At 38.8% G+C, this 17673-nt stretch carries 17 protein-coding genes and 1 tRNA gene; 9 read left to right on the top strand and 9 right to left on the bottom strand.

All coding sequences use genetic code 11. The features are described 5' to 3' along the window. The first annotated feature begins 7 nt into the window (after positions 1–7). Both ttcA and AC1M9M_RS03720 read left to right on the top strand, forming a co-directional pair. Positions 8–931, top strand: a complete 924-nt coding sequence (gene ttcA / locus AC1M9M_RS03725; RefSeq protein WP_035266955.1) for a tRNA 2-thiocytidine(32) synthetase TtcA — start codon at positions 8–10, stop codon at positions 929–931. 339 nt (positions 932–1270) lie between these two features. Beyond that, complete coding sequence (locus AC1M9M_RS03720) at positions 1271–1654, top strand: SCP2 sterol-binding domain-containing protein (RefSeq protein ID WP_092765941.1); 384 nt, start codon at positions 1271–1273, stop codon at positions 1652–1654. Between the two features lie 47 nt (positions 1655–1701). Here AC1M9M_RS03720 and AC1M9M_RS03715 read toward each other — a convergent pair whose 3' ends face one another. Beyond that, positions 1702–2817 (bottom strand): transglycosylase SLT domain-containing protein, encoded by a 1116-nt coding sequence (locus AC1M9M_RS03715; protein WP_035266964.1) that lies wholly within the window; start codon positions 2815–2817, stop codon positions 1702–1704. A 366-nt stretch (positions 2818–3183) separates the two neighbouring features. On the opposite strand from AC1M9M_RS03715, the gene greB reads away from it, so the two are divergent. Both greB and AC1M9M_RS03705 read left to right on the top strand, forming a co-directional pair. Then, positions 3184–3678 carry a transcription elongation factor GreB gene (greB, locus tag AC1M9M_RS03710; RefSeq protein ID WP_481595641.1) on the top strand — a complete coding sequence of 165 codons (495 nt, stop codon included), beginning with the start codon at positions 3184–3186 and terminating at the stop codon, positions 3676–3678. A gap of 90 nt (positions 3679–3768) precedes the next feature. Then, positions 3769–3858: transfer RNA gene (locus AC1M9M_RS03705), tRNA-Ser, on the top strand. 142 nt (positions 3859–4000) lie between these two features. Here the strand turns inward: AC1M9M_RS03705 and AC1M9M_RS03700 are convergent. Beyond that, entirely contained in the window at positions 4001–4699 is a 699-nt protein-coding gene (locus AC1M9M_RS03700; RefSeq protein WP_481595640.1) for a pirin family protein, read from the bottom strand. 148 nt (positions 4700–4847) lie between these two features. Continuing rightward, positions 4848–6077, bottom strand: coding sequence for a L,D-transpeptidase family protein (locus AC1M9M_RS03695; RefSeq protein ID WP_180028682.1), 1230 nt, complete (start codon positions 6075–6077; stop codon positions 4848–4850). 205 nt (positions 6078–6282) lie between these two features. Between AC1M9M_RS03695 and hemE the strand changes: the two genes are divergently transcribed. From hemE to AC1M9M_RS03675, 4 genes are all read left to right on the top strand, one after another. Next, on the top strand, positions 6283–7356 hold the full coding sequence (hemE, locus tag AC1M9M_RS03690; protein WP_481593182.1) for a uroporphyrinogen decarboxylase: 1074 nt from the start codon (positions 6283–6285) through the stop codon (positions 7354–7356). A gap of 17 nt (positions 7357–7373) precedes the next feature. Continuing rightward, complete coding sequence (locus tag AC1M9M_RS03685) at positions 7374–8174, top strand: DUF817 family protein (protein WP_481595639.1); 801 nt, start codon at positions 7374–7376, stop codon at positions 8172–8174. Positions 8175–8324: 150 nt separating this feature from the next. Next, positions 8325–8795: a DUF3015 family protein gene (locus AC1M9M_RS03680; protein WP_035266978.1), complete on the top strand. Its 471-nt coding sequence runs from the start codon at positions 8325–8327 to the stop codon at positions 8793–8795. 59 nt (positions 8796–8854) lie between these two features. Next, on the top strand, positions 8855–10732 hold the full coding sequence (locus tag AC1M9M_RS03675; protein WP_481595638.1) for an Lnb N-terminal periplasmic domain-containing protein: 1878 nt from the start codon (positions 8855–8857) through the stop codon (positions 10730–10732). Between the two features lie 45 nt (positions 10733–10777). On the opposite strand, the gene AC1M9M_RS03670 is transcribed toward AC1M9M_RS03675, so the two are convergent. From AC1M9M_RS03670 to AC1M9M_RS03645, 6 genes are all read right to left on the bottom strand, one after another. Then, complete coding sequence (locus AC1M9M_RS03670) at positions 10778–11137, bottom strand: cupin domain-containing protein (RefSeq protein WP_481595637.1); 360 nt, start codon at positions 11135–11137, stop codon at positions 10778–10780. A gap of 71 nt (positions 11138–11208) precedes the next feature. Then, positions 11209–11757, bottom strand: a complete 549-nt coding sequence (gene folE, locus AC1M9M_RS03665) for a GTP cyclohydrolase I FolE (protein WP_171076769.1) — start codon at positions 11755–11757, stop codon at positions 11209–11211. 94 nt (positions 11758–11851) lie between these two features. Further along, positions 11852–12535, bottom strand: a complete 684-nt coding sequence (locus AC1M9M_RS03660; RefSeq protein WP_481595636.1) for a Smr/MutS family protein — start codon at positions 12533–12535, stop codon at positions 11852–11854. Between the two features lie 284 nt (positions 12536–12819). Continuing rightward, a complete protein-coding gene (trpC, locus tag AC1M9M_RS03655) occupies positions 12820–13626 on the bottom strand; it encodes an indole-3-glycerol phosphate synthase TrpC (RefSeq protein ID WP_481586573.1) in 807 nt (268 codons plus the stop codon). An 18-nt stretch (positions 13627–13644) separates the two neighbouring features. Further along, positions 13645–14691 carry an anthranilate phosphoribosyltransferase gene (gene trpD / locus AC1M9M_RS03650; RefSeq protein WP_035266991.1) on the bottom strand — a complete coding sequence of 349 codons (1047 nt, stop codon included), beginning with the start codon at positions 14689–14691 and terminating at the stop codon, positions 13645–13647. A gap of 9 nt (positions 14692–14700) precedes the next feature. Further along, positions 14701–15285 carry an anthranilate synthase component II gene (locus tag AC1M9M_RS03645; protein ID WP_092765952.1) on the bottom strand — a complete coding sequence of 195 codons (585 nt, stop codon included), beginning with the start codon at positions 15283–15285 and terminating at the stop codon, positions 14701–14703. A 952-nt stretch (positions 15286–16237) separates the two neighbouring features. Between AC1M9M_RS03645 and glnA the strand changes: the two genes are divergently transcribed. Further along, positions 16238–17653, top strand: coding sequence for a type I glutamate--ammonia ligase (glnA, locus tag AC1M9M_RS03640; RefSeq protein WP_171076768.1), 1416 nt, complete (start codon positions 16238–16240; stop codon positions 17651–17653). Positions 17654–17673: the final 20 nt, after the last annotated feature.

The following is a 17673-nucleotide window of genomic DNA, read 5'->3' as shown; positions in this document are numbered from 1 at the left end:
GTCGTCTATGTACTCGCCAGTTGAATCCAACCAAGGATTTAATTTTAAGCCAGAGCCACCTACAAGTTCTGCATATTATCGTTTATTAAAAAAACTTCGTCGTCAAGTAGGTCATGCAATCCGTGACTACAAAATGATTGAGGATGGCGATAAGGTCATGGTATGTATTTCAGGTGGTAAAGATAGCTATACCATGCTGGACATTCTCCTGCAGTTTAAACGCATAGCACCAATCAATTTTGATGTTGTAGCTGTGAATCTTGATCAGAAACAACCAGGGTTCCCTGAGGATGTATTACCCCGTTATTTAGAAGAAAATAACATTCCGTACTACATCTTAGAAAAAGATACATATAGCATTACCAAAAAGCTTACACCTGAAGGTAAAACCTATTGTGCAGTGTGCTCACGCTTGCGCCGTGGTTCTTTATATGGTTTTGCTCAAGAAATTGGCGCGACCAAAGTTGCTTTAGGTCATCATCGTGATGATATTATGGCAACGTTCTTCTTGAACCTATTCCATGGCGGTAGTTTAAAGGCGATGCCACCAAAACTACTTTCATCGGATAAAAAGAATATTTTGATTCGTCCTTTGGCGTATGTTGAAGAGAAAGACATCATCAAATACGCTGAAATGCGCAAATTCCCAATTATTCCATGTAACTTGTGTGGTTCGCAGGAAAACTTACAGCGCGCAATCATCAATGATATGTTGCGTGAATGGGATAAAGCTCATCCAAAACGTTTACACAGCATTTTTGGCGCGTTACAGAATGTCTCGCCATCGCAATTGGCTGACCGAGATCTTTTCGATTTTGAAGCCTTAGATGGACAACGTGAAGTTGATTTTGATGTAACTTGTTCAACAGCCGAAGGGGACACACCAAATAAGCGTATTAGCATGGTCAATCTCGGTTTTGCTGCTGAGTAATTCGTCTTAATAAAAAAAGCACTTTTCGAAGTGCTTTTTTTATTTCTTAGATTTTTACATTTTAATGAAGGTGTTGAGTCGATTTACAAAATGATGTTTTTTGTCACTTTAGGTCGTAGTACCGATACAAAAAATCATTGACAAACTTGTGAAAAAATAAAGATTTGATGATATTTAGGCGATTAGTTTTATTTACAAAAAAAATCGAACGCAGAGTACAAAAAAACGTATCGCATTTGGAAAATATCATGCTATAACTCTCTCAAGCGTAAAGCTTCTACATGTTGTTATCTTGGATAGGTAACGCAATAAATTGAATAAATACATCGAGGAAAGAACATGCCTGCATTTTTAACTGATGATTGGTTTGCAAACGTTGAGAAACTTACAGCTGAAGCTGGTGATTTGAACTTACCACCATCATTAGCAAATCTAGCATTGAATCTTGTAGTAACAGGTAGCGAAGGAACGACTGAATTAGCGCTTGATAGCGGTAAGATCCAAAAAGGCGCTTCTGCGAATGCTAAAACAACTTTAAACTTAGATGCGGATACTTTACGCAAAGTATTCTTAGAGTTTGACATGGCTGCTGCTATGCAAGCATTTATGACTGGTAAAATCAAAGTTCAAGGCGATATGTCTCAATTGATGGCTTTACAAACAGCGAAGCCAAGCCAAGAACAAAAAGATTTGTTCAAAAAAGTTTTAGAGCAAACGACTTAAGACTTTTTAAACAAAAAAAAGCTTACCTTTAGGTAAGCTTTTTTTTGTTAAATACTCACCAAACTTGGTGTCGTTTTAATATGTTCTAAATAAGCACGAATACGAGTGACGTATTGGATCGCTTGCTTATAACGCGTATTGTGCGATTGATTACGGTAAAGAAAATCATATACCTGTATCCAATCATTCGGATTTTTTCCTTGGGCTTTTAGGCGCTTCATAATCGCATCTGTGGCACCTGGCCCCATATTGTAAGCCACGAGGGCATACCAATAACGATCATGTTTAGGAATATAATCATATTTTGACATCATTAGATCAAAATACTTCGCACCACCTGCAATACTTTGAGCAGGATCAACACGATTCGACACACCCATTGCTTTTGCTGTGTTGTTGGTGAGCATCATGATGCCACGCACACCTGTAGGAGACACAGAATTCGGTTTTAAGAACGACTCTTGATAGCCTATCGCAGCGAGGAAGTGCCAATCTAAGTCGTATGTTTGGGCTGACTTTTTAAAGCTAGCTTTATAAATTGGCATACGTGTTTTCAGATTGCGCTGAATAGTATCCCAATCATCTTGTTTAACCACGTTGCGGTTGTAGAAAGATGCCATTTGACGGATAGCACCATTTTGCTTGCTTTGACAAACAAAACCGCTGGCAGTATCTGTTAAAGGATCAGCAGCATTTTTAAAAACCCAATTGATTTCTGGATTAAGCCCATTTTTGCGTAAGCTTTCAAGGTCACCACATGATGCGGAAAAACCTGAAAGATTCTTTTGCTCAATGGTCATGATCGATGCTGTGGTCACCGCGAAATGAGCTTTACCTTGCTGCACCATTTTCAAAGCGGCTTCATTACTTTGAACCGTTTTAAAATCGAGTTTTACATTTAAGTTTTGAGCGTAACTGCTCACCAAGTCATAGCCAAAGCCATGTTTGAAGTTACCGTCTTTAAAAACCACGGTGGGATTCGACACGGCCACCACTGTAAGCTTGTTCGAATTTACAATGGAGTTGTATTGGTTGTCGGTCTTTGTTGCATTTAATGCATGAAATGGGATAAATGCTGTAGCGAGGACCATCGCTTTAAACGAGAGAGAAGAAGTTAGTGAATTAAGGCAAAGCCTCGATCCAGTGTTTGAACTACTGCGCATGTTGTCTCCGCTACAAGTAATTTATGCCCAAAAAAAGCAAAAGCAGTACCGCCTTAAACTTTTATTTAAAGTTGATAAATTCAATTAGGGTGGGCGTCATGAACGTCATTCAAAATGACATGTGTGGGTGGATAAAATATTGAAGAAAAGATCTTCGTACAAAAAGTAATCAAGATAAAACATGGGCGCATATTAATGGTCAATTTTACTCATGTCAAATTTTGTACAAAAAAAAATAAAAAACATGGTTTTAAGATATTGATAAATAAAAAGAAAAAACTTTATAAAATTTTTCCATGTAGAAATGCGGTATAAAATGTTGCAATGTGTCGCTATAACGTAAGCAAAATACTCATTTTATCGCCTATGAAATCGAATTTAATTACCCGAAGTGGGCATGACAAATTGGTCGCAGAACTACAATATTTATGGCATGAGGAACGACCTGAAATCACCAAAAAAGTGAACTGGGCTGCCAGTTTAGGTGATCGTTCTGAAAATGCAGATTATCAATACAATAAACAAATTTTACGAAAAATAGACCGTCGTGTTCGTTACCTCAGTAAACGACTTGAAGAGTTGCGAATTATCGATTTTTCTCCTGAACAAGAGGGCAAAGTATATTTTGGCGCTTGGGTAGACATCGAGAACGAGGAAGGACAATTAAAGACGATTCGGATTGTCGGTGTAGATGAAATTTATGATCATCATCCTCAACATATTTCAATAGATTCACCTATGGCACGTGCAATGTTAGGTAAGCAAGTAGATGATGAATTTGAAGTACAAACCCCCTTGGGGAAAAAAACATGGTTTATTAATTCAATTCGCTATGAAAAGCTCGAAAATTCAGCAAAATAGTGCTTTTTGATTTAAAAATAGGCAGGCGAGCAAAATTTCTTAGAAAAGTGTTTGCCAATTTTAAAAAATATTTATATGATAGCCGCCATTGGAAGCGTGGCAGAGCGGTTTAATGCACCGGTCTTGAAAACCGACGAGGGTGTGAGTCCTCCGTGAGTTCGAATCTCACCGCTTCCGCCAAATTTTTAAAAAGCCACTAATTATTAGTGGCTTTTTTATTTTCTTCATGTTGGTGCGATACTAAGACAGATATTTACTGTTTTATTTAATTTTTTGAACATATTATAAAAAAAACCACCTTAAGGTGGTTTTTCTACAGCGTTTAAGCCACTTTTTCTGGAAGATCGAACCAAATCACACGAGCATCTTCCGATGCTTTAATCTGCGCTGGATCAATAAATGCAATAGCATCTCCAGCATTCACAATGTGTTCAGCGACTTGAATTGAACCACTAATCACATGTAGATAGCTGACATGTTGTGTTGCAACAACTTCAAGTGAATGCCCTTTCTCCAAAACAGCTGATTTAACCTCCGCATTTTGGCGAATATGCATGGGTGCATGTTCTGTCGGTCCACAAATCAGATGCCATTTGTTCGGTTGTTCAGCAGGATCGAGTTGAATTTGTTGGTAATTCGGCTCTGCATTGCGCTGATTTGGAATAATCCAGATTTGCAGTAAATGAACTGTTTCATCACCTTGGTTGATTTCACTGTGTTGAATGCCTGTACCAGCACTCATCAGTTGCCATTCACCAGCTTTGATATCACCGTGGTTACCCATACTATCTTTATGTGTAATCGCTCCCTGTAATACACAGGTGAGAATTTCCATATTGTCGTGTGGATGTGTACCGAAACCTTGATGACCAGCAATTAGATCATCATTAATGACACGGAGAGCACTGATGCCCATGTGGTTAGGGTCATACCAGTTCCCAAATGAGAAGCTGTGTTTGGATTCTAACCAACCCATTTTTACATGACCACGTGATTCACTGCGATGTAAATAAGCATTCATGATGATGCTCCTTTCATTATTCTTAAACATGATGTTATTTTAATAGTTTAAAATGAATAAGATAGTGGATTAGGACAACGTATCGTTCTAATTTTGAAACATAAAAAGGATAAAAAAGCCTGCTTGAAGCAGGCTTTTTAAAATTAGACTATTCTAAGAATTTTACTGTAACGCCAGAACGAACTTTATTACCCAAATCATTCGCATCCCAGTTGGTTAAGCGGATACAACCGTGTGAAGCTGTCTTTGAAATACTTGATGGATTAGGTGTGCCGTGAATACCGAACGATTTTTTGCTTAAACCGATCCAGATATTACCTACAGGGCCATTAGGACCAGGTGGTAATGAAAGTGGCTTCAAGTTTTTACCTTGTACAAAGTTACTTGGTGAATAGCTATACCAAGGGTTTTTCGCTACGCCAGTAATTTTGTATGTTCCTGTCGGTGATGGAGTGTCAGCACTACCGATAGTTGCTGGGAATGAACCAACCATTTGGTTTTGTTGGTTAAACAAATAAAGTTGTTTAGCGCCTTTATGTGCCACGATTAAATGAATATTTTCTGGAAGTTCATTGCGAATGTTGGTCACAATAAGCTTTTCACCCGCTTTCTTAAATGTCGCTTTAGGATTTAGTTTCTTGAGAAACTCTTCATCCATATGGAATTTTTCAGCCAGCATTTCACTTACACGAGTGTAATAAAGACCTTTCATTTTCGCTTGTAAAGCATAGTCATGAGGAATTGAGGCTGCATAAGGACCTTTTAGGTCTGCTTCGGTAATCGTATATTCAACATAAGCAGGTTTACCAGCTTGGCGTGCAACTAGAGCATCCCAAGTTTCTTTCGTCAAAACACCTGTAGCCTTTAAACCATTCATTTGCTGGAATGAAGCAATTGCTTTAAGTGTATTTTTTCCACTTGTACCGTCAATAGCACCTGGTGAAGCATGTGAATTATTTAACATTACATGTGCACGAGCATATACAGGGAATTGACCTTTGCCAATGTTTTCATACCATTCAGCATTATTCAGACTGTCTAGCGTCCATGAATTTGCTGTAGCAGGTGCTGATGTAGATGAAGCTGGATTTGTCACTGCTGAAGATGCAGGTGCACTGCCAATGTCCGCAGTGCTATCCTCAGTTCTTTCTAGGTTTTGAAGCGTATCTGCAGCTTGATTTAGATCATTTTGCTCTTGCTGGCTAATTTGGGCTTCAGAGCTAGATTCTACCGCGAGAGGATCAATTGGATCTTGAATAGTATCTAAACTCGTTTTTGTAATTGGAGAAAGCGGTTGTTCAGCAGTACCAGAAGCAGCCAATGCAGTTCCAGACATAATACAACTTAAACTCAAAGCAAGAATTGAGCGAACGAACATGTAATTCAACCTTAAGAATTATTCATATTGATTTATAAAAACACGGATAAAGTATTGCAGAAAAAACACGGATATGCAGTATTTGTTTTGTTTAAATCAAATAAATTCCGATAGTCTCAATCTTTATTTTCATTCTAACTAAATACTTTAAAGTGCAGCTTTTTGGTATGATGAATGGAATTTCAATTTTGCATCGAGAAAGTAAATGACGACCTTAAAAAATGATCGTTTTCTGCGTGCCTTATTACGTGAACCTGTGGACTGCACGCCAGTTTGGATGATGCGTCAGGCTGGTCGATATTTACCTGAATATCGTGCGACACGCGCAACTGCGGGTGATTTTCTTTCTTTGTGCAAAAATAATGACTTTGCTTGTGAAGTGACTTTACAGCCGCTTCGTCGCTATGACTTAGATGCAGCCATTCTATTTTCAGATATTTTGACTGTTCCTGATGCTTTGGGCTTAGGACTTTATTTTGAAGCTGGGGAAGGACCAAAATTTAAGAAAACAGTCCGTACTGAGCAGGATGTAGCCCAATTACCAAAAATTGATGCTAAATCGGACTTAGACTATGTCATGAATGCAGTGTCGACAATCCGATCAGCATTAGGTGGCCAGGTACCGCTAATCGGGTTTTCTGGGAGTCCATGGACACTCGCGACGTATATGATCGAGGGTGGGTCGAGTAAAGATTTCCGTTACACCAAGCAAATGATGTATGCACAACCTGAAGTTTTACATGCCTTGTTAGATCATTTGGCTTATTCAGTCATAGATTATTTGAACGCACAGATTGAGGCAGGTGCGCAGGCGATTCAAATTTTTGACAGTTGGGGTGGTGCACTTGCACATCGAGAATATCAAGAATTTTCCCTCAATTATATGCACAAAATCGTGAAGGGTTTAAATCGTGAAAATGAAGGCCGCAAAGTACCAGTAATTTTATTTACCAAAGGTGGTGGTCAATGGTTAGAACCTATGATCGCAACTGGCGCAGATGCGTTTGGACTAGATTGGACAACCCCTTTAAATGTTGCACGTCAAACTGTTGCTGGTCGCGCTGCCCTACAAGGTAATTTAGACCCTGCAACATTATATGGCTCTCCTGCGAGTATCGAAAAGTCAGTAAAATTAATGCTCGATGATGCATATGCTGCTGGTGAAAAAACGGGTTATGTTGCAAACCTTGGACACGGTATCACCCAATGGGTAGATCCTGCGAATCCTAAAGTTTTCATTGATACGGTACATGAGTACAGCGCAAAATATTTAGGCTAAACATTTAGGATGAATGTGTGAGCTTTTTAAAATCATTATTTGAGTTTCATTATAAGGCAGCATCCGCTGCCTTATTTGGTATTTTATTACTGCTAGCCTTTGCTTTGACGGCTTCGATAGGGCATCAAGAATATTATGGATTGTACCGATACGACTACCTCTTGATTTATGCAGTGGTTATTCAGGTCTGTTTACTGCTTTTAAAGTTAGAGTCTTGGGCTGAAGCCAAAGTTATTGCAATATTTCATATGTTGGCAATGGTCATGGAGATTTTCCTGACACATCCACAGATTGCATCATGGCAATATCCGCAACCTGCGGCATTTAAGATTATGACCGTACCACTTTTTGCGGGATTTATGTATTCTGCCGTAGGCAGTTTTTTTGCTCGTTCACTCAGGCTCTATCGCGTAGAAATTGAGAACTTACCTAGTTTTTTCAATATGATGAGTTTAGCGATCTTGTCCTATTTAAACTTTATGACGAAGTTCTTTATCCTAGATATACGATACTTATTGTTTGCATCGAGCGTGTTGATATTTTGGAAAACTAAAATAACGTTCAAGCTTAAATATCATGAGATGACCTTGCCAATGCTTCCTGTGCTTTTGTTGTTGGCATTTATTATTTGGATTGCTGAAAATATCAGTACTTTTTATCAAATTTGGTTGTATCCAACGCAAGTGGAACAGTGGCATATGGTGGGATGGGGGAAACTTGGTTCTTGGTATCTCCTACTAATGCTGAGTTTAGTATTGGTGTTAAAAATCTTAGGTGAACGGAATTCACAGGGTTTGTGGCGATTGAAGGGCGAATAAGTTAATTCATCAAAAAAACTCAATACTTGATGGCATTGGTAAGATTTGTTTTGCGTTCTTGGCTTGATATCGCTATGTTAAAGAAGTTCGTAAAAGAACAAAATTGGAACAATAAAGAACACTTGAGCACATCAAGTTTGGAGTGATGTTATGTATAAAAAATTAGCTTTAGCTGCGGTATTGGCAGTAGGATCAACAGCTGCATTTGCTGACCGTGATGTTGGTTGTGGTATCGGTTCACAAGTTTGGGCAGGTCAGTCTGGTAAAGTTGCAAAAATCTTAGCAGGTACGACCAACGGTTTATTTGCTAACCAATTATTCGGTATTACTTTCGGGACGTTAGGCTGTAGTGGTACAGGTACAGTAACAGCACAAGCAGTAACATTTACAAATGAAAATGCCGAAGCTCTTGCACGTGATATGGCGGTAGGTGAGGGGGAAAGTCTTAACGTCCTTGCAGAGCTTCTGAATATTAAATCTGAAGATAAAGCACGTTTCTTTGCAGTATCAAAAGAAAATTTCTCTGAAATTTATTCAGCGGACAATCAAGATGCATTCCAAGTCCTTGCATCTCTTCAAACTGTTATGTCTCAAGACGAAGTATTAAAAGCTTACGTTTAATTGCGAAAACCCTGTCTTATGGCAGGGTTTTTTTGTTTCATCATTATTAAGTTCATTTTATGAAATTTGCTTTTTTTTCTGCCTTGATTGTCAGTAGCTTTCTGACACATGCATATACTTCTCCAGTTGAACAATATATTGCACAAGCACAACACCATCAGCTTGATAAAAATAAAACTTGGCAAAGATTAATGTATGCACATCAAGCGAAGAGTGAAGTCAGCTATTCAGGATTTTTTTTTAGTGCAAATGGTGCAGATAATTTACAAGATGAGCTGAATGCAAATATTCGTGAATTATTTATAAATCGAGGACAAGATCAATCCATTTTATGTCGTTTCCCAGCTCGCTCTGCATGGTTAATAGAACAACTGAAAATAAAACAGGAAGAGCTTCCTAAAGCAGATTGTCCTGCTCTAGAGGAGTGGATTGGACAAATCAAACCTTATCAAGCAACGTTGATTTATGCGACAGATTTCATGGGAAATCCAAGTTCGATGTTTGGTCATACCTTGCTACGTCTTGATCCTAAAGATCAAAAAGAGCTTAATCTTATTTCTTATGCAGTCAACTACGCTGCGACGGTCGAAAATAGTGATAGTTTTTCTTTTGCTTGGAAAGGCTTAACGGGTCAATATCCAGGTGAATATTCGTTAATGCCCTACTATCGAAAAGTAAAAGAGTATGGTGATTTCGAAAGCCGTGATTTGTGGGAATACGAATTAGCATTAAACCCAGAAGAAACAACACGTTTAGTACAACATATCTGGGAGTTAAAGCATGTCCAATTTCCCTATTATTTTATAAGTGATAATTGTGCCTACCGCTTATTGGGACTCATTGATTTGGTAAAACCCAATGCCAATCTACAAGCACAGTTTAGTCATATTGCAATTCCAGTCGAAACCATCAAAGCGGTGCAGCAGCAAGGTCTCATTAAAGATACTGTTTATCGCCCAGCACTTGAAACGCAGTTACTTCATCAAGCCAAACAACATGGTAATGACTTAGCACATTCGGCACATCAATTAACGCTTGTGCAACCAGCACAAATGCGTGAATTTTTAGCTCAATTTACGGCCAAGGATCAGGCGCGTATTCTTGAGATGGCATATGATCATTTGTATCTACAGCTTATTTCTCAAAAAATCGAAGCGAGTATTGCGCAACCTAAAATACGACAAATTTTGAGTTTAAGAAGCCAACTCCCTGTTGAAAAACAACGTACTGAAGTGGCAAGACCACGAATTGACCCAGTGGATGGGCATCATGCTCGAAAAACATCGATTGAATTTGGACGAGTGCAAGACGATACGTTTGTGCAAATCAACCATCGACAAGCCTATCACGATTTATCTGATCTTCAGGGGGGATACCGACTTGGGACGCAGTTGAAATTTCTTGAGGGGAGTCTTGAGTTTCGGAATGATCAACTCAAGTTGGCTGATTTGGATCTTTTAGAAGTGAATTCTTATAATCCAATTACACCTTTTAAGACGCCGTTGAGTTGGGGATTTGGATTCGGTTGGAAACAACTCTCAATTGATGATTCTGGAAATTTCAGTGATAGCGAGCAACATGGTGTTTTGAATCTATCAACACAGTTTGGATATAGTTGGGCAGATGCAGATCGTGAACACCTGTGTTATGCGCAGATGCAGAATCATATTCAAGCTGGAAAAATTTTAGAAAAGGGCTGGAGATTGGGGCTAGGGCCAACTGTAGGTTGTCAAAACTTATGGTCAGATCGAGTGAATAGCTTAGTGCAAATTGAAATCCCTTTTTGGGAAGATCAGCAGGCTTGGCAGCTCGGACTACGATCCTCAGTTCAGTATGCACTTAACTCGCAAAGTGCTATCTCTATTCACTGGAATTATCAATTACAAGAACAGCATGATTGGCATCAAACTAGTTTAGGATTTACACGCTATTGGTAAATACACAGTACTAGGAAGTACTGTGTTGAAAGGTGAGGCTTGTTTTTAAACGATTACATTCACATAGTACTTTTTCACTTTCTCAACGACTTCGAATGTTCCAATGAATCCTGGTGGTATTACACCTGCTTGACCTGCCGAAACTTCGATAAAGTGATTTTTACTTTGAGTGTGGATGCGAACTTTTCCTTCTATAATTTGAAAGAATTCTTGTTTATTGTCGGCAAATTGAATATTCCAAGCACCAACTTCACATTCCCAAATCCCACATTCCATATGCTGGTGTTCATAAAGACTGTAGGTGTGACGTTCGGGATTGCCTTGGACGAGACGATCAGGACGCGGGAAGTCGACTGACTTTTCTGCGTGTTGTTGACCTTGACCTGCAACATGAAGAGATGTCATATATTCACCTTAAGAAATTGAGCCTTGGAATACGGTCTAAAAAAAACCTCAACAAGGTTGAGGTTTATGAATTAATAACTTTCTGGAACAGCGCTCAGAAACTCGCGACGTTCATCTTTGTTAGTTTTAAAGTCACCAACAAATGATACTGTACGAGTGGTTGACTCTTGTTTGCCTACACCACGCATCATCATACACATATGTGCTGAATCAATGACAACAGCTACGCCTCTAGCACCAGTCACTTGAGCCACAGCTTCAGCAATCTGTTGAGTTAGATTTTCTTGAATCTGTAGACGACGGGCAAACATTTCAGTAATACGTGCAAATTTAGATAAACCTAAAACTTGACCTTCTGGTAAGTAGGCAATATGCACACGTCCATAGAACGGCAGTAAATGATGTTCACAAAGCGAATAGAATTCGATGTTCTTGACCAAAACCATTTCACGGTTGTCTGAAGGGAAGACCGCATTGTTGGTCACTTCTTCAAGCGTTTGGCTATAACCTGACGTCAAATACGAAAAAGCTTTAGCAGCACGCATTGGTGTATCTTTAAGACCAGGACGAGTAAGATCTTCGCCAACGGCAGTTAAAATGTTGGCGTAGGATTGCTGCATAGACATAAGACGTGTTCACTTACACAGATGTTGAACAAGGACGGCATTGTATCAGAAAACGATTACAATGCCGTATATTCAGAAAAAATTCCGATTATTGAGTAAATTTTGGATTCTTTTCTGCACGTTTAAGCAGAACTAAGACCGCGCCAGTGCCACCTTGTTTTTCAGGCGCACTGACAAAAGCCAAAACATCACGATGTTGTCTGAGCCAACTATTAACATAGGTTTTTAAAACAGCTTCAGGGCCTTTACCATGAACAATTTTAATGACGTTTTCATTTTGCTCTTTCGCCATCTGAATAATTTGCAATACAGCTGAACGTGCTTCTTCTACGGTACAGCCATGCAAATCAACTGCTTCAAACCAACGTAAATTTCCAGCTTTCAGATCTTCAAATACTTTATGTTGTAAGGTCGCAATTCGATAACTGAGACTAGCCTGACTGCCAACTGGATTGAGCATGGCTTGAGTATCAGACATCACAGTTTCATCAGTATGCATTGGACCTTCAGCAGCAGCACGTTTTGCTAAGGTTTGAGCATCCAATTTCTTTTTGGCTGGTTTCTCAATTTTTGCAATATTGCCATGATCAATTTTTTGAACACCTTGCATTTGCTGACGAAAGAGTTCTAAATCTTCCTCATGCTCTTGTTCAACCGTCTTTTTAATAGGTTTAGGAGCTTCAACACGAGGAGCAGGATTACTGATTTGTTTCTTAAACTGTTTCAGTAAATTAAATTGATCTTTTGATAAAGAAGAATCATGTTTACTCATAACGTGCTTGTGACTTTAAAGTGGAAGAGGAATGAATGTGATTATAATCCGAAAATCCCTCAACTTTGTAGTGAGAAGTATTTAAGTTGATTTTAAGGTGTTGGATGAATTGGAGATAACTTAAGGGATAAAGCAAAAAAAAGAGATTGATTATTAATCTAATTTATTTTGAATTTGTTCTAGCTATTGTTGTTGGCATTAATGGAGGCAAGAATGGATTCGGAAATCCATTCTTATGAGATTGAATTATTTTTAGTCGAACAATTTACCGCAGAATATTAGAGTCAAATATTCTGAGGTTCGCCAAACAATGCGGTAAAGGCATGATCAGGACGAGGCTGTTTCATAAAACTTTCACCCACAAGGAAAGTGTGAATGTCATTTTCTTGCATCATGGTGACATCAGCTGAGGTTGCAATGCCGCTTTCCGTCACTAATAAACGAGATGGTGCAAGTTGTTTTTTTAGACGAATTGATGTGTTCAAATCAACATCGAAAGTTTTTAAATTACGATTATTAACGCCTAATAAACAACGATCTGATAATTTGAGAGCACGTTCTAGTTCATATTCATCATGCACTTCAACCAGTACATCTAAATGATGTTCAAATGCAGTTTTCGACATTTCCTCAAGTTGTTGATCTGAAAGACATGCAACAATGAGAAGGATACAGTCTGCATGCAATGCACGAGCTTCAATCACACCATAAGGATCGATTAAGAAATCTTTTCTTAGTGCAGGCAAATCACAGTGAGAGCGAGCAATATGAATGTTCTCATCGGCACCTTGGAAGAAATCAATATCTGTAAGTACTGATAAACAAGCTGCACCCGCTGATTGATACTGTTCAGCTATTTCAGCAGGATTGAAGTTTTCTCGAATAATGCCTTTAGATGGAGATGCTTTTTTGATTTCAGCAATGACAGCAGGACGTTTGTGCTGTAGTGCTTGAGCAAAACCGCGAACAGGGCTAGCGGCTTGAGCGAGTTCTTCGACGTCCTTATAACTACGTTGTTTTAATCGTGCAGCAAACTCTTCTTGTTTACGGTCAACAATTTTGCCAAGAATAGTATTCGCGATATCTAACATAAGAATGTCCTGACTTAATTAAGCTTCATAATGTTTTATTGTTTTTGTGAATTCAGAAAGCACATCCATCTTTTCAAGTGCCTGACCACCATAAATGATGTCATGTGCTAATGCCACACCTTGTTTATAACTCGAAGTTAAACCTGAGACATAAATACCAGCACCAGCATTTAATGCAATCATACTGGCCGCTTTTTCACCTTTCGGTGATTTTTTCTTACCTAGTGCATCTTTGATCAGTGCCAAACTTTCAGCAGAGCTATCAACAGATAAATGCGTCAATGTTTGAGACTCAATCTCTACATCCTCAGGGAGGATTTCCCATTCAGTAATTTCACCATTTTTTAACTCAGCAACATAGGTGGATGAAGCAAGACTGATTTCATCTAGCCCATCTTTAGAGTGAACAACCATGACGTGCTCAGCACCAAGTTGCTTAAGAACTTCAGCAATAGGTCGACATAATTCTGTTGAGAACACGCCAATTACAAAGCGCTTTACACCAGCCGGATTCGTAAGCGGGCCAAGTAAGTTGAAAATGCTTCTGAAGCCCAATTCTTTACGAGGACCTGCTGCATACTTCATTGCTTTATGATGGTTTGGAGCAAAGAGAAAACCCACACCCAAATCGCGGATACAGCGTTCAGTCTGTGCCATATTTAGGTCGAGATTAATACCAGCTTGTTCTAATAGATCTGACGAGCCTGATTTTGATGACACACCTCGGCCACCGTGTTTGGCAATCGTTGCACCTGCAGCTGCAATTACAAAACTTGATGCAGTTGATACATTAAACAGGTTTTGTCCATCACCACCCGTGCCAACAATATCGACTAAGTATGGAAGATCACTGACATCAATCTTGATCGCATATTCACGCATCACGCGTGCAGCAGCAGTAATTTCGTCAATACTTTCGCCTTTTAAACGTAAACCCATCATTAATGCACCGATTTGTGCATCAGTCGCTTCACCATCCATAATGGTGCGCATAACAGCTTCCATTTGAGGCTGTGTTAATTCAATATTTTTCGTAATGTTGTTTAATGCTTGTTGAATATTCATGTCTTGCTCTTACGCATAAATTTCTAAGAAGTTTTGGAAAATTTTGTGGCCATGTTGGCTGAGTATCGATTCTGGATGGAACTGAACACCTTCAACGGGAAGGGTTTTATGTTTCACACCCATAATTTCTTCCATAGAACCATCTTCTTCATTGGTCCAACACGTCACCTCTAAACATTCAGGTAAAGTCGCTTGATCAATGACTAAAGAGTGATAGCGAGTCGCTGAGAATGGAGAGGGTAGATTGCTAAAGATCCCTTGATCAGAGTGGTACATGTCAGATAAACGCCCGTGCATTACTTTTTTTGCACGAACAATATCTCCACCAAATGCTTGCCCGATACTTTGGTGACCTAAGCACACCCCAAGCAGTGGAATCTTGCCTGAAAAGTGTTGAATCGCTGGGATTGATATACCTGCCTCAGAGGGAGAGCAGGGACCAGGTCCAATGACGAGATATTTTGGTTGCCATCGCTCAATATCCTCCAAAGTCACGGCATCATTACGGACCACTTTTACTTCCTGATTTAACTCGCCAAAATATTGGACGATGTTGTAGGTAAAAGAGTCATAGTTGTCGATCATCAGAAGCATTTTAAGCTTAACCTCTTGAAATTTATAATTTAACTTAATTTAGCTTTGTTATTCACATTGATAAGATGCATCACAGGGTGTTGACTGCATCCTTGTCTAGTAACTCAAAGCGATTAAGTGGCAGTTATCATAGCAGATTCTTTTATCAGCGCAGGTTAAATTTTGGGGTTCAAAACATCAGCAATATTGATCACTTAAATCAAATTAATGTGTGAATGAATGGTTCTAGGTGAATAGCGCTAATAAATGAAATATTGATCTGAATCTAAAAGCTCATACGTGTTATTCATAAGTTTTTTTAATCATTGTGTTTGATGAGTGAGATTTGTGTTAAAAACAAACAAACAAAATGCACTCAGTAAATTTATAATTTATAAGATTTAGTCTCGCGGTCGTTCACTTTTACATCATTTATCTAAGATATTTAATTTTACTGAACTAATATGATGCACAAAATTTAGATTTATCATGGCTCGATGTGTATTAATAAAGTTATGATTGAGTTGGATTATTTGTCTTCCAAATAAAAATAAAATATTAAAATTTTTTATTTAATGATATATAAAACAATGTGTTAAACGCATGTGTCTGAAAATTTGATCCATTTTTCTAATTTATAAAAATTTATAAAATATATCGTTTGGTAAATTAGGTAATTAAATCCCTGAATAAACTTGACTTTAAGTTTAATAATTAAACGATCATGCTCTGAGATGCACCATTTTGATACAGGTTGTAAATAAATATTTTTTATTGCGATGAACTGTGCCTGAATATGGTGCATTTAGTTTTAAGCACAGTATAATAGTCGCAAAGCAAAGTGAATAAAGCTGTTAATCTGATAAGGATTTCAAGATTTTAGCTTTGCTTTTAAAAGTTGGTACGGTAATTGCTTTAAAACTACCAACTACTAACACGCACTAAATGTGCAACAAAAAATCATCGGAGCAAAATGAGCATGGCGAACAAGGTCCTACAACTCATCCAAGAAAGTGGCGCAAAATGGGTAGACTTCCGTTTTACGGACACTAAGGGTAAAGAACAACATGTTACTTACCCAGCAGATACTATCGATGAAGATACTTTTGAAGATGGTAAAATGTTCGACGGTTCTTCAATTGCTGGTTGGAAAGGTATCGAAGCGTCTGACATGATCTTACGTCCAGATGCTGAAACAGGTTTTATCGACCCGTTTTTTGCAGAGCCAACTGTAGTGGTGACTTGTGATGTTATTGAGCCATCTACTGGTCAAGGTTATGACCGTGACCCACGTTCAATTGCTCGCCGTGCAGAAGAATATTTAAAATCTACTGGTATTGGTGATACTGCTTTCTTTGGTCCAGAACCAGAATTCTTCGTATTTGACGAAGTTAAATGGGACATCGATATGTCTGGTGCTCGCCATACATTAATCGCTGAAGAAGCTGCTTGGTCTACAGGTAATTCTTACGAATCAGGTAACTCAGGCCACCGTCCACGCGTTAAAGGTGGTTACTTCCCAGTGCCTCCAGTTGATTCTCACCACGATATGCGTGCAGAAATGTGTGCGAAAATTGAAGACATCATGGGGCCAGGTCGTGTAGAAGTACATCACCATGAAGTTGCATCTTGCCAATTAGAAATTGGTGTGAGCTTCAACACAATGGTTCGTAAAGCTGATGAAGTACAACAGTTTAAATATGCTGTTTGGAACGTTGCTCATCAATATGCTAAAACTGCAACGTTTATGCCTAAACCAATGGTTGGTGATAACGGTTCTGGTATGCACGTTCATATGTCAATTTCTAAAGACGGCAAGAACTTGTTTGCTGGTGATGAATATGCAGGCCTTTCAGAAATGGCATTGTATTTCATTGGCGGTATCATCAAGCACGCACGCTCATTAAATGCGATTACTAACCCTTCTACAAACTCGTATAAGCGTTTAGTGCCACATTATGAAGCGCCAATTATGCTTGCTTACTCAGCGCGTAACCGTTCAGCTTCTATCCGTATTCCATACGTTTCTAGCCCGAAAGGTAAACGTATTGAAGCACGTTTCCCAGATCCAATGATGAACCCGTACTTAGGTTTTGCTGCATTGTTAATGGCGGGTATCGACGGTATTCAAAACAAGATTCATCCAGGTGAAGCTTCAGACAAGAACTTGTATGATCTACCTCCTGAAGAAGAAGCAAAAATTCCTACAGTTGCACACAGCTTGGATATGGCTTTAGAAGCTCTTCAAGCGGATCACGATTACCTTCTTAAAGGTGGCGTATTCACTAAAGAAATGCTTGATGCTTACATTGAGCTTAAAACTGAAGAAGTTCGTCGTCTTAATACAACAACTCACCCAGTTGAATTTGATATGTACTACAGCCTCTAATTCGTTCACGAATTTCACTG

The sequence above is a fragment of the Acinetobacter sp. ANC_7503 genome, from assembly GCF_056780035.1.
This window is presented reverse-complemented; position numbering and strand designations above follow the sequence as displayed.